A 14,260-nucleotide genomic window follows, 5' to 3' on the forward strand; every position below is an offset into this window, starting at 1 on the left:
AGCGGCTCAGGTTAGCCACGCTGACAATATAGTTGCCGTGGTTATGCATAGTTTTAGGAATAAACGCATTCGGCAGCTTAGTGGCTTTTTCACTGTTCTTTAACAGGTAAAGCTCATCGTCGGTGACCGGCGTATCCAGCGGCGCACCGCGCTCTTTCCAGTCAGGAAACAGCTCATCCAGGGCACGCGATTCCACCACGGCGCCGGAAAGAATATGCGCGCCCACTTCTGAGCCTTTCTCTACCACACACACGGTCAGTTCTTGTTCTTGCTCGTTTGCCATCTGCATCAGGCGACAGGCAGCGGATAATCCTGCTGGGCCTGCCCCTACGATAACAACATCAAATTCCATCGATTCGCGTTCTGACATTTTGTCATTCTCCTCAGAACTGTTCTTCATCAAGTGCCATAATCGCTGCACTTCCGGCTGTCATTGCATGCAAGTGCATCGCTACACGTGGCAAGAAGTGTTCGCAATAGAAGCGCGCACTGACTTGCTTGGCGGTTAAAAATGTCTGATCTGCATTTGGTTTCAAACTTAAGTCCAGTGCCTTGGCCGCGCTTTTAAGCATCAGCCAACCGCCGCATAAATATCCTAAAGACATCATCAGGTTAACACCCACGGCCGACGCTTCGTCAGCATGATTAAGTAACCAGTTTACGCCATCACGCACCTGCTGTTCAGCGTCCTGCGCACTTTTTAACGCAACTTGCAGTTCATTACTAACACGTAGCCTATTCAAGTCAACAGCCATCTCATCAAGCAAGCTAATCAGTGCGGCACCTTTATCCGTCAGAATTTTACGTCCAACCAGATCAAGCCCCTGAATACCGGTGGTTCCTTCATAAATAGGCAGAATACGCGCATCACAATAATGCTGCGCAGCACCGGTCTCTTCTATAAACCCCATTCCGCCATGCACTTGCACGCCTAACGAAGTTAACTCTTGCGCCAGCTCGGTCATCCAGCCTTTTACGATAGGTGTGTATAAATTAAGTCGCGCCTGATGATGAGCTATTTGGTCTCCTTCAGCGGCTTTCAACCTGTCACTTTCTGCTGCAGCAACATAGGTTAAAACACGCATAGCTTCAGTACCTGATTTCATTAGCATCAGCATGCGGCGTACATCAGGATGCTTAATAATGGCAATGCGGCTGCCGTCACGCTGCGTACCCTGTATACGGTCTTTGGCATAAGATAACGCTTGTTGATAAGCCCGTTCAGAAATCGCCAATCCCTGTAAACCCACACCCTGACGCGCATCGTTCATCATCGTAAACATGCACGCCAAACCGGTATGTGGTTCACCGACCAGATACCCGATTGCACCACCATTATCGCCATAGCTCATGACGCAGGTAGGGCTGCCATGAATACCCATTTTATGCTCAAGTGAAACGGCGCTGACATCATTACGCTCGCCTAAGAGCCCCTCTGAATTAACTAAAAACTTAGGCACTATAAATAATGAAATACCTTTAACGCCGATGGGCGCATCCGGTAAGCGCGCCAAAACAAGATGAACGATATTATCAGTCATCTGATGATCGCCCCAGGTAATGAAAATCTTTTGCCCAAAAATTCGGTAATGGCTTTCTTCAGGTATAGCCCGCGATTTTATCGCCGCCAAATCAGTGCCTGCATCAGACTCAGTCAGGTTCATGGTGGCAGTCCATTCACCGCTGATCATTTTTTCCAGATAGGTCTTTTTCAATTGAGGAGAAGCATGCTCAGTCAGTGCTTCTACAGCGCCCTGCGTAAGTAATGGGCATAACGAAAATGCCATATTAGCAGACTGCCATATTTCCATGACGGCAGTGGATAAGGTGCGCGGCAAGCCTTGACCGCCAAGTTCAGGATCACCCGCCAGCGAAGGCCAACCACTGTCGACAAACTGCTGATAAGCCTCTTTAAAACCGGCGGTTTCCTGTACCCCTGCATCGGTGATGACTGCACCTGACTGATTACCAATTTGGTTTAATGGTGCAAGAATTTCACTTCCCAGCCTGGCGGCTTCATTCAAAATGGCATCGATCAGACCAGAATTTAACTCGTCTTGACCGAGATTTTCACATACCCGGGAGAATTCAACGACATGATCCAGTACAAATTGGGCATCCTGACGGGGAAAATGGTAGTCGCTCATAATAATCACTCCTGCGCCCTGTTTATTTTACCGAGCTTTTATTGTTCTTTTTGAATGCTGAAATGATTACTCAGATACTAATAATCAACAATGACAATTACGCCCTATTGTTTTAACAATATGGGTCAGCGGCATTATAAACCCAGTCAATACAGTCAAAAAATCAACCAAAAATAACGATATACACACCTTCTATTTTCTATCAAATTGATGACAATAAACGTCACTCTTACGGTATTCACCGGGTGTCATATGCGTCCATTTTTTGAATGAACGGAAAAATGCGGAGGGTTCATCAAAGCCCATCAAACCTGCGACATCATTGATGGATAACTGTGGTGAATTCATATAATTGATGGCACCTTCTTTACGACAATCATCCTTAATTTTCTGGTAAGACGTACCTTCTTCAAGTAAGCGGCGGCGTAATGTGGAAACCGACATATGCAACACATGAGCAACCTCATCTGCGCTGGGCAGATCCCGGCTAAAGTCTTTACCAATAATCGCCATCACTTGAGATTTCAGACTTTTATCGTCATCCACCATCACATGTAATTGAAACGGTGCCGTCTTCAGGAAGCCCTTCATGGTATCTTCAGTCTGTATTACAGGGTAATCCAGATAGCGCGCCGGAAAAACCAACGCATTATCATGCTGATTAAACCTTATCTCAGAGCGAAACAAGGTTCGATAATAATCGGCGTCTTCGGGTTCTGGAAACGTAAAGTAGGCGGCTTTAAGCTCCAACCGCGTTCCGATTAGCCAGCTGGTAAAGTGCTGCCACACCGACAATGAGGTACGAATACTATCTGCAGGCTCGTTTTCCAGTAACGCCTTAAACTGCTCATCATTGAGTTCTTGAGTCGGAGCAAAGGATATTTTGGCATAACGACCGCGACGTAACAGCACCGGCTTGATGCTTGATCCTCTGCAAATCTCATAAAAATCACTGCATCGCCACATCACGCGCTCCAGTGTTTTACAGTGCAAAATAGCGTGGCACATCATCCGAAAAGTACCATTAGGCACCTTGCCGCTGCTAATCATACCAAACGATTCATCCTGCGTTATCCAGATAATACGCTGATAAAGTTGCCAGAATTTATGTGCGGGCAATTCGATTTGACCTTCAATTTCATCGGCGCTAATACCCACATGCTCAAGCAGACTTTTAACCTGATAACCCTGTGATTCTGCATGCCTAAGTAGATGTTTTACATAGCCATTTGGCACGGTGATTTTACGCTCCATGATACCCCCCTACGGATTCTATCCGCTTATTATTATCATTTTTGTCACTGTTTCCAGACAAAAGATAAACTACTAAGTTTATCTGCGCCCTCTTTTGTCAGTCAATCTGGCGTGAATTGTTATTGTTGTAATGAGTGACAGTGTAGATGATTCATCTGCAAACAATACTGTTGTAATGATTTTTTAAGTTCAACAAGTTAGCTTGAAAAAAATTTTAATTACACAGTATTTAGTGCTCATATTTCAATAAATGACTTCTATACTAATATATAAGATTTAGCATAACTAAGCCGCCGCTAAAACAATAACAATGCAAGGTGAACGAAATGGTAATAGAAACCAACGGAGTACCTAAAAGTACTCAGCTACTCCCACAAAGACTTAAACGTCAACTTCTACCCGCATTATTAGCGGCCACCATCGCAGGACAGGCTTATGGTGTTGAATTCCAATTAGGAGAAGTTGAAGGACGCTTTGACTCACAACTTTCAGTAGGAGCCAGCTGGCGTCTTAAGGACGCTGATTCAAACTTGATCTCGGAACCCAACGGCGGGACAGGGGCAGGTTCAGGGAGTTTTGACGACGGCAACCAGAACTTTGAGCAGGGTGAAGCTTTTTCTAAAATTTTTAAAGGCACCCATGAACTCAGGCTCACTTATGAAAACTTTGGCGCTTTCGTCCGGGGTAAGTACTGGGCTGATTTCGAACTGAAAAATGGTAAGCGATCCCACGGCCATACCGAAAACAGCTATGCCGCCGATGCAACACTAAACGATGATAGTTTTAACGACTATGCCAAATTTTCCGGCGCAGAAATTCTTGATGCCTATGTCTATGGATACTTTGATTTAGGCAATATGCCTCTTGATGTCCGCTTAGGTCGTCAGGTGGTCAACTGGGGTGAAAGCACCTTTATACAAGGTGGCATCAACGTGATTAATCCGTTTGATGTCAGCGCGTTTCGTCGACCGGGTTCAGAAATAAAAGAAGGGTTATTACCGGTTAATATGGCATTTGCTTCTCTGGGCGTAACCGACAACCTCAGCCTGGAAGCTTTTTATCAGCTCAGTTGGGAGCCTACGGTTGAAGATGGCTGCGGTACTTACTTTTCGGCAAATGATTTTGCCGCCGAAGGCTGTAATGGTATTCGCGTAAACCAAGGAGCACTCAATGGCATCGCAGACAGTACTTATTATAATAGTACCCCCTATGTTGTGCAGCGAAATGCGAACGGTAAACGTGATGCGAAGGATGGAGGGCAGTTTGGTTTTGCCTTACGCTACTTAGCTGAAGACCTTAATAACACTGAATTTGGTCTTTTCTTTGCCAAATATCATAGCCGGCTGCCCATTATCAGTGGTGTAAAAACGCCCGATGGTAACCCTTTTAATTCTGAGTATTTCGTTGAATACCCGGAAGATATAAAAATGCTGGGCGTCAGCTGGAATACCAATATTGGCGAACTCGCCTGGTCGGGTGAAGTCAGCCATAAACGTGACGTTCCGATTCAGCTGAACGGACCTATGCTGGTTGCATCTATGCTAACGCTCGGTACTCAAACAGGAAATCCGGCTAACGACAGAGTTAGTTCTGCAGCGCTCGGTGAAGATATTCAAGGGTATAATTCTTTTGATGTTACCCAGGCGCAGACTACCCTGATTAAAACCGTTAATCATGTGATGGGCGCTAGCCGTCTGGCTCTGATAGGTGAACTGGGGTGGACACACATCCACGATTTCGATGAAGGCACTACTGCCTTAAAATATGGCCGTAGCGGCGTGTTTGGCTACACCACGGCAGATGATGACGGTTTCGTTACACAAAACTCTGTCGGCTACGTTGCCAGAGCTTTACTGAGTTACCCGAACGCATTTTCTGGTGTAAATTTAACACCTCAAGTCAGCTTTAAGCACGGCATTAGTGGTTATGGTCCACAACCCGGTGCCGCCTTTAACGAAGGCCAAAAGTCTATAAATCTCAGCTTACAAGCTGACTATCTCGAACGTTACTCAGCTCAGGTGTCTTATACCAACTTCTTCGGCGGTGACTATAACGAGCTTCAAGACCGTGATTTCATCTCGTTAAGTACCTCTATCGCTTTCTAATTAATCAGCGTGAACATGGAGCAATAACATGACAATAAATCCAAAAACACTGCTGATAACATCGGCACTGGCATTTTCAATCAGCAGTATCGTTCATGCCGGTGTTTCAGTTGAAGAAGCCGCTCGGTTAGGTCAGGATTTGACACCGATCGGCGCTGAAAAGGCGGGTAACTCCGCAGGTACTATTCCAGCCTGGAGCGGTGGTTTAAGCACATCGGCTGATCGTTATACTGACCCGTATGCCGGAGAACAACCGCTGTTCACCATCACGGCAAAAAACGCTGATCAATATAAAGATCAGCTAACACCAGGCCAGTTAGCGATGCTATCAAAGTATGCTGACACATTTAAAATGAATGTGTATCCAACGCATCGCTCAGCAGCCTTGCCACAAAAAATGTATAGCGCGATTGCGACAAACGCAACCAACGCAGAATTGAAAGACGAAGGAAATGGCATTTCCGGCTTTACCGAAGTGGTTCCTTTCCCCATTCCAAATGATGGACTGGAAGTGATTTGGAACCACATGACCCGCTATCGCGGTGGTTCTCTGGAACGCGATTTTGTACAAGTGCCGGTACAGTCCAACGGGGCTTTCACGGCAGTAAAGATTAATGAAAAAATGGCATGGCCTACTTATCTGTCAGAGGCTTACGATCCAAAATCGGATAACAACATTTTGTTTTATTTCGTACAAAAAGTTGAAGCGCCTGCACGTTTAACCGGTAACGTACTTCTGGTTCACGAAACCATGAACCAGATTACTCAACCGCGTCAGGCCTGGACTTACAATGCAGGGCAACGCCGTGTACGGCGCGCACCGCAAATTGCCTATGATGCACCGGGTACAGCGACAGATGGCCAACGCACCACCGATAACCTTGATATGTTTAATGGTGCACCAGATCGCTACAACTGGAATCTGGTCGGCAAACAGGAACTCTATATTCCTTATAACAGCTTTAAACTAGCGGACAGAGGCTTGAAGTATGAGGATATTTTACAAGCAGGTCATTTAAACCCGGAACTCACACGTTACGAACTACACCGCGTATGGAAAGTGGAAGCCTCTTTAAAAGAAGGCTCACGCCATATTTATGCTAAACGTACTTTTTATATTGATGAAGATACGTGGCAAGCAGCTGTTGTAGATCATTATGATGGCCGTGGCGAACTCTGGCGCGTAGGAGAACAGCATGAGCTGCAATATAGAGACGCTAATGTTCCATGGACCGCTGCTGAAATGCTGTATGACCTTCAATCAGGTCGTTATTTAGCGGGAAGCCTGACCAATGAAGAAGGTATCGGTTTTGACTTCACTAAGCGCTTTAAACATAACGATTTCACACCTCAGGCAATACGCCGCATGGGTAAATAAAAAGTAAGTTAAAAGCCCTGACAATGTCAGGGCTTTTCGTTTCGCTATCACTGTCTAGGAGTTAACTGCGTTACAACATCCTTGAAAAAAAGGGCCATACTCTCACCGCCCTCCGCTGGTAATACTTTATGTTTTACTGGCAGCCAAATTGAAATCATCAACTTGTGATAGCTCTAACGGTTTAGCGTAAAAGTAACCCTGAATTTCATCGCATCCTCTGGATTTCAAAAAAGTCACCTGCTCTACAGACTCCGCACCTTCGGCAATAACCTTAATATCCAAAGCATGAGACATAGTAATTACCGTTTGAACAATCGCCTGATCATCAGGGTCGTTAACAATATCCTGTACAAAACTACGATCAATTTTTACATAATCAATCGGCATTTTTTTCAAGTAACTTAATGAAGAATATCCGATACCAAAATCATCAATAGCAATCGTTGCACCCAGGTGGCGTAAAGCCGAAAGCTGAACCAGTGTGTTTTCAAAAGAGTCAATCAGTGCCGTTTCAGTAACTTCAACTGTTATTAAAGCTACATTCAACTGACCGTTACCATCCATGTCGCGCAGGGTATTAACCCAGCTATCACTTTTAAACTGTTTTGCAGAAATATTAATCGCAACATTGGCGTGCCTGAGCTTGACTGATTGCTGCTTATCCTTTGTTACACACTTAATAACCCAATCTGTGATGTTTTCTATCTCCGTTGACTCCTCTGCAATAGGAATAAACTCCGCAGGTGAAACCATACCCAATCCTTTACTATCCCAGCGCAACAGTGCTTCATAACCCGTAATGACACCTTTATGTGGATCTACTTTCGGTTGATAGACAAGCCGGTACTCTGCATTATCAATGGCTGAACGCAGCGCATTTTTTACGGCAATCAATCGCTGGTTTTTTTCGTTAATACTAAAATTAAAAAATGAAAAGCGCCCACGGCCCAGTTCTTTCGCATGATACATAGCGGCATCGGCATGCTTGAGTAATAAATCAATATCGCTGCCATCCCTCGGAAAAACAGCAATCCCTATACTGCAGCCAATTACAAGGTCGGCACCTTCAATGCAATAAGGCTCACTTAATTTTTTAACAATCTGACAAGCCGATGCAGCCAACCCAGCATCGCTCACGTTACCCGGCATCAAAATAGTAAATTCATCACCACCTAAGCGACTCACGACATCCATAGCACGCGTGCCTTGCACTAGCCTATCAGCAACCATTTTCAGCAGAAGATCACCAAAATCATGCCCTTGGGAGTCATTCACTTCCTTGAAAAAATCAAGATCAATAAATAACACACCAAAAGATTTACCATACCTTTCAGTATACTCGGCGGCATCTATCAGATGATTTTTAAAAGACTCGCGATTGTGCAACCCAGTTAATGAATCCCTGAATGCCAACCTTGCCAGGTTCTGACGAGCCTCTTTTTCCTGGGTGATATCTTGAGAAATGCCGATGTATCCGGTTATTTCACCATCTCGATTATTAATTGAGTTGATAGAAAGGCGCTCAAAATATTCTTCACCATTCTTCCTGTGATTGATAATCTCTCCTATCCAATGCCCCTTATCAAATAATGACAGCCACATCTCCTGATAAGTCTCTGTGTTCGTTTCACATAACGTAATGAAATCAGAACCTTTACCGACAACCTCTTTTTTACTGTACCCGGTAACATTCTCAAATGACTGATTGACATCAATAATACGACGCTCTTCGTCCATAATAACAATAGTGTCGACCGCGTTTTCAAAAATGCTTTTCGATATATTAAGAAGATTTTCAGTTTGCTCCTGTTCCGACAAATCAGTTGCCATCGTGCAGATCGCATAAGCAAGTTTATCAGTGTCATAAAGAGGAAATTTCACCATAAACAGGTGACGTATTTCATTATGATAAGTAAATGACACCCGCTTACTCAGTGCTTCGCCCGTTTCCAGCACCTCTGCATCATATCGGGTAAACTTTTCAGCTTCATCACAAGGCAATATATTAAAAACCGTTTGATTAGTAGCGAGTTCAACCGAGGGAAAAGCTGCTTTAAAGCGATCATTGACCATTAAATATTGGCCATTTACATCTTTAATATAAACCATCGACGGGATATTTCTGAGAATACTGTCTAATTCCTTATGGCGGCTCACAAGCTCTTTATGATCTTCTTCAATCTTCCCTGCCATGAAGTCCATCGCGCCAGCAATTTCAGATAATTCATCCTTACCGGTAAAAGAGAGCCGTGTATGAAACTCACCCTCTGCTATTCTTTGCGCGGCAGTAATAATAATGGCAAGGCGTCGGTTAACCGATTTTTGAAAACCCAACCAAAATAATCCTCCCATTAATGCTAGTAAAAATGTGGCTTGCCAAAAAAACCAATCCATTTCACTAAGTAGTTCCGACTGCCGCACACTAAGATCGACTTCAATAACCAACAAGCCCCAACGGGAATCTCTTATCCCTTCACTGCCAAGAATATGTATCGGGGCAATTCCATAAAGAGAGTTCTCAACACTCCGACTTTCATAAAGTTTTCGCGTCCTCTTTACTAATACATCCTCCATCATATTTTTTGCTGCATGTAACGTGAGTTCTGAATAATGTCGTCCTTGATCAGCCAGTTGCGACGAAGCCACTGCTCTCAATTGATCATCAAATACAATCAGGTGCATAACCTCTTCCTTTACGCTGTTAGCTGCTACCTCGCGCTTCATACCATCCACATCATCGTTTCTGAGCATATACTCGATACTTCCCTGCAATCGATTCATTGTTGAAATAATATCAAGACGGGAATGCTCCAGCATGATCGACTCAAACTGAGGGCGCAGTACAAAATAATTAAATGAGACCAAGACGCACGATAGAGTCATGATGAGCAATAAAATGCTGCGTTGTAATGAAATACGAGTAAATAAAATCATTTCTTATCAACAAACTGGCTGTTAATGTGTTCTATCCCGAAAACAGGCTGAGCCACTAATCCGTTTGAAATCATGGTTTGTTGAGTTTTATTCGCGGTACTTATAATCGTTGCCTGCTTTCCACTTAATAGCTGCTGATTATCTGCCCTATCCAGTAACTTTAAACCACCCAGCGCACTGTCCAGTTCAGACACAGAAATGCTTAACCGTGGGGCCATTTTCTGCAACGCATCCGCTCTTTTCTGAGTAATCAAATCAAGGCTTTCAAACCAACCATTGACTAACATCTTAAGCTGCGGATGTTTTTTATTAATCACATCCTCACGAGTAACCAATACATCAATAATTTCGCCAGGGATTTGCTGACTGGAAAAGATGATATTCCCCCCATGCTTTACTAACTGAGTTTTGACCGGATCAAAAGTCACTACCGCGTCCACCTCATGTTGAATAAAGGCATTCGTATGCTGGTTAACTTCCATAAAAACAATCTGGATATCATGGGTAGTTAAGTGGTTAAGCTCCAATACCCGAGAAAGTACGTAAGCACCTAACGCCGTGCTTTCCACACCCACTTTCTTCCCTTTCAATTGTTGAATACTTTTAATGTCAGTCTGTGCGACAACAACATCACCACCTGCTGAAAAATCAGTTCCCAAAATAATACGAGTATCCGGCCTATCCGCAATTAATGAGATTGTCTCGTCCAGAGTCAACGCAGCTACATCCACTGAATGATTACGAAAAGCACTAAGTACTTCACTGGCTGAATTAAACTCAACCATTTTAATTCTACCCAAATCCAAGAATCCGGACGAACGAGCCAAGTAAAGAGGCTCATAACCCGGCCACACATTAGTACCTACTTTTAACGTACCTGTTTGTTCATGGGTACACGAAAACAATGGGAAAATAACTAAAAAGAGAAACAGAAGTGGTCTTGTTAATCTCAAAAACATAAATAGATCCATTCATCAATTACATTCTAGTGTAGCAGCAAATATACAAGCCACATTTTGGAATGTCTTAGAAATAAGGAGTATCGATTCAACTTAGGTTCATTTAATTTATCTTTTAATGTTAAAGCGGAAGGATATCGCAAACATATAATAAATTTGGAGAAATACCATGACTAAATTAGTCTCGCACCGCTTTATGCGTACCCTGATCATCACTTTTACGCTTTTGGGTTCGTCACAATCGATGGCTGCTTCAGTTTGTAAAGGACAACCGGATGCTGCCTGCGGTCAAAATGATTCATGCTATTGGGTTACAGGATATCAGCGCTCTGATGGCGCAAATGTAAAAAGTCACTGTCGGACGAAGCCACAAGCTTCATTGAAAGACTCAGCAAAAGAAACATCAGAAGTAACGGACACTAAAAAAATGGCCACTAAAGTGGATAAAAAATTATCTGAAACGCAGTAACCCCTATTCAGGAGGAGGGGCGGCACCCTAAAGGCTTATGTTTAGCATCCAGGGGCTTATTCAACCTCTCCTCTTTTTCTCTGCTCCCTCTCTATCTCTGCATCCTCAGGAAAGATCACTTAATGCATTACCTCTGTATAACTTATCGACAAATTCCCTGAATAAAGGCAGTGTAAAGCTGTGGATAACCTCTTAACGATTCATCCCAGCCGTCACAGGAAACACGTTCCATACAACTGTTGTTTTTTTGATCAATTGTCACTGTAATAACAAATTACTGGGTCTTACCGCTTTCCAGTATTTTGCAGACCAATACGAGTTGTCCAATCGGGACTGAGTCACGCCTTTGCTACTAGATACATGTATAAACTGCTCACTCCCCACATAGATACCTACGTGACGATTAAACATACTGGTTTTAAAAAGGACAAGATCACCTGGACGCACTGATTGGCGCGGTATTTCCGGGCCTGAGCGGGCTTGTGCTTTAGTTGTTCTGGGCAAATTTACATTAAATAGATCACGATAAGTCATCAAGACAAAAGCGGAGCAATCTACACCTTGACGAGACGCCCCGCCAAACTTATAAGGCGTGCCATTCCATTTAGAATAATGTGCCTGTAGCTGATTTTTCACTGGCACATAAGCTCTATCAACCAGTGGGTTATGATAGGGCTGGTTACTTACACACCCTGACAACAATCCACTCACAATGACGATAGAAAGCGAGCGATAGAAAAACAGGTTAGCGTTTTCGCATATATTTTGTATTTTCATAATTTATTACTAACGACAGTAAGATTAATTCAACTATTCTTCGTGTCATTCTCCCCTCATTACGGAAGTTCGCTGTTTTGTGTACTACACCTTTGCAGTATAGACCTACATTAACAGAAGAAACGCTGGACTTAGTCGCTAAAGAATTATCACAACACGGCTTTATTGTATTAAAAAGTGCATTATCTGCCGAATTAGTCCGCCATCTATTAACGATTGCCGCGGCGCACGTCACACAATTCCAGCCGGCAGGTATAGGCCGGGAAAAAAAACATCACTTAAACAACACAATAAGAACAGATAAAATACGTTGGATGGATCCATCCAACATTACGGAATCAGCCTATTTAGGGGAGATGGAAACATTACGTAAAGCCATGAACAAACGACTCTTTATGGGACTCTTTGATTATGAGGCTAATTTTGCTCACTACCCTCCCGGCGCATTTTATAAAAAGCATCTGGATGCTTTTAAAGGACAAACAAACCGCGTACTGACAACCGTCTTTTATCTGAATGAGAACTGGGATGAAACAGATGGTGGCGATCTTGTTGTATATAATTTAGACAATCAGATTATCCGTCATATTAAGCCCGATGCAGGAACGCTGGTTATTTTTCTAAGTGATGAGTTCCCCCACGAAGTCAGCAAAGTATTTAAAGATCGATACAGTATTGCCGGCTGGTTTCGAATCAACAACTCCTCCGCATATCGAGTGGATCCTGCGTCTTAGCTTATCGAAAGCGGTAAGCACACTGTATGCTGGTTTACTTGAATGCGCGGGCGGCGATACGGTTCTTAACCACTATCGCTGAAATAGCAAACTTATTGGTGTACCGTTTTTACTTTTCCTCTCTCCTACATAGCGCATTTCTGGTAGGATGCACTCTGACTAAGAATTTTCAGAGAGTAGCACACGGTGTTCACAGACTTCTCCCTTGATACGCGTTTGCTAAAAGCACTCGACGCACTATCCTTCACGACCCCAACTGACGTCCAGAAAGCGGCGATACCTCTCGCGATGGCAGGCAAAGACGTATTGGTTACAGCAGAAACAGGGAGCGGTAAAACCGCCGCCTTTGCTTTGCCCGTATTGCATGCCATGTTGGACTCACCCGCACCACAAAGTGGAGCACGCGTCCTGATTCTCACGCCTACAAGAGAATTAGCACAGCAACTGGCCAAACATATCGATGCTCTGGCGCAATTTACTTTTCTTAAAACCGATACTGTATGTGGTGGAGAAACCTTCAAACCACAAGCCGCGCGACTCAGAAAAAATCCTGAAATACTGATCGCCACGCCAGGACGCATGATCGACCATTTAGATAAGCGCACACTGTGCCTCGATGAAATTGAGTTTCTGATTCTGGATGAAGCAGACCGCATGCTGGATATGGGATTCCATGAAGATGTTGAACGCATCATCAACACCTGTCCTGAAAACCGTCAAACCATGCTATTTTCGGCGACGCTAGCGCATGCAAATATGCGTTCGGTCATCACTGCATCGATGAAAGATCCTATATCGGTAAAGCTAAATAGCCACCGGGAAGTACATTCAAACATACGTCAACAAATCGTTCTCGCCAATGATGTTGCACTGAAAGATAAGCAGCTGGTCTCGTTATTGAAAAATGACACCTTTGAAAAAGCGATTGTTTTTACAAACACAAAAATTAACGCCAACCGCTTAAACGGCTATTTGAGATATAATGATATCCGCGCGGGTGTCATCCATGGTGATTTGACGCAAGAACAACGCACCCATGCGATGGGGCTTCTTGCCAGCGGAAAAATCAATGTACTGGTAGCAACCGATGTCGTTGCCAGGGGTATTGATGTTAAAGGGATTGACCTGGTCATTAATGTTGAAATGTCCCGCAGTGGCGACGATCATACCCATCGCGTAGGCAGAACAGGTCGTGCAGGCGAACAAGGGGTAGCAATTTCATTGGTCGGTCCGACAGAATGGAATTTAATGTCCAGTATCGAACGCTACCTTAAAACACAGTTTGAAATACGCGTCATTAAAGGTCTTGAAGGTAGTTATGCCGGCCCTAAAAAATTAAAAGCCTCAGGCAAAGCCGCCGGAACTAAAAAGAAAAAGATTGATAAAAAAGCGACCGACAACAAACTCAAGACCAAGAAAAAGCAAGGAGCGCGCCCAAGCGAGCCTAAAAACCGAGTGATTGTAGATGGGTTTGCGCCGGTAAAAAGAAAGTAGAACGCAAAA

11 protein-coding genes are annotated in these 14,260 nt (G+C 43.9%); 5 read left to right on the forward strand and 6 right to left on the reverse strand.

The genetic code is table 11. The annotated features are described in order from the left end of the window. The 3 genes from Nant_RS07805 to Nant_RS07815 form a co-directional block, all read right to left on the reverse strand. Positions 1-370 (reverse strand): NAD(P)/FAD-dependent oxidoreductase (locus Nant_RS07805; protein WP_156298823.1); only part of this gene is annotated, 370 nt, incomplete at its 3' end. A gap of 13 nt (positions 371-383) precedes the next feature. Further along, positions 384-2,147 carry an acyl-CoA dehydrogenase family protein gene (locus tag Nant_RS07810; protein WP_054341088.1) on the reverse strand — a complete coding sequence of 588 codons (1,764 nt, stop codon included), beginning with the start codon at positions 2,145-2,147 and terminating at the stop codon, positions 384-386. 192 nt (positions 2,148-2,339) lie between these two features. Next, positions 2,340-3,401 carry an AraC family transcriptional regulator gene (locus tag Nant_RS07815; protein ID WP_054341089.1) on the reverse strand — a complete coding sequence of 354 codons (1,062 nt, stop codon included), beginning with the start codon at positions 3,399-3,401 and terminating at the stop codon, positions 2,340-2,342. A gap of 326 nt (positions 3,402-3,727) precedes the next feature. Here Nant_RS07815 and Nant_RS07820 point away from each other — a divergent pair, with 326 nt between their 5' ends. Both Nant_RS07820 and Nant_RS07825 read left to right on the forward strand, forming a co-directional pair. Next, complete coding sequence (locus tag Nant_RS07820; protein ID WP_054341090.1) at positions 3,728-5,506, forward strand: DUF1302 domain-containing protein; 1,779 nt, start codon at positions 3,728-3,730, stop codon at positions 5,504-5,506. Positions 5,507-5,534: 28 nt separating this feature from the next. Next, on the forward strand, positions 5,535-6,884 hold the full coding sequence (locus tag Nant_RS07825; RefSeq protein ID WP_054341091.1) for a DUF1329 domain-containing protein: 1,350 nt from the start codon (positions 5,535-5,537) through the stop codon (positions 6,882-6,884). A gap of 126 nt (positions 6,885-7,010) precedes the next feature. Here the strand turns inward: Nant_RS07825 and Nant_RS07830 are convergent, their stop codons facing one another. Both Nant_RS07830 and Nant_RS07835 read right to left on the reverse strand, forming a co-directional pair. Continuing rightward, positions 7,011-9,818, reverse strand: a complete 2,808-nt coding sequence (locus Nant_RS07830) for an EAL domain-containing protein (protein WP_054341092.1) — start codon at positions 9,816-9,818, stop codon at positions 7,011-7,013. Further along, entirely contained in the window at positions 9,815-10,777 is a 963-nt protein-coding gene (locus Nant_RS07835; RefSeq protein WP_054341093.1) for an ABC transporter substrate-binding protein, read from the reverse strand. The genes Nant_RS07830 and Nant_RS07835 overlap by 4 nt, the downstream gene beginning before the upstream one ends. A 169-nt stretch (positions 10,778-10,946) precedes the next feature. Between Nant_RS07835 and Nant_RS07840 the strand changes: the two genes are divergently transcribed. After that, positions 10,947-11,246, forward strand: coding sequence for a hypothetical protein (locus Nant_RS07840; RefSeq protein ID WP_054341094.1), 300 nt, complete (start codon positions 10,947-10,949; stop codon positions 11,244-11,246). 258 nt (positions 11,247-11,504) lie between these two features. Here the strand turns inward: Nant_RS07840 and Nant_RS07845 are convergent, their stop codons facing one another. Continuing rightward, positions 11,505-12,023 (reverse strand): NlpC/P60 family protein, encoded by a 519-nt coding sequence (locus Nant_RS07845; protein WP_054341095.1) that lies wholly within the window; start codon positions 12,021-12,023, stop codon positions 11,505-11,507. A gap of 77 nt (positions 12,024-12,100) precedes the next feature. Between Nant_RS07845 and Nant_RS07850 the strand changes: the two genes are divergently transcribed. Further along, positions 12,101-12,757 carry a 2OG-Fe(II) oxygenase gene (locus tag Nant_RS07850; RefSeq protein ID WP_238377092.1) on the forward strand — a complete coding sequence of 219 codons (657 nt, stop codon included), beginning with the start codon at positions 12,101-12,103 and terminating at the stop codon, positions 12,755-12,757. 186 nt (positions 12,758-12,943) lie between these two features. Beyond that, positions 12,944-14,251, forward strand: coding sequence for a DEAD/DEAH box helicase (locus tag Nant_RS07855; protein WP_054341096.1), 1,308 nt, complete (start codon positions 12,944-12,946; stop codon positions 14,249-14,251). Positions 14,252-14,260 lie beyond the last annotated feature (9 nt).

The sequence above is a fragment of the Neptunomonas antarctica genome (genome assembly GCF_001305295.1).
Lineage (GTDB): Bacteria > Pseudomonadota > Gammaproteobacteria > Pseudomonadales > Balneatricaceae > Neptunomonas > Neptunomonas antarctica.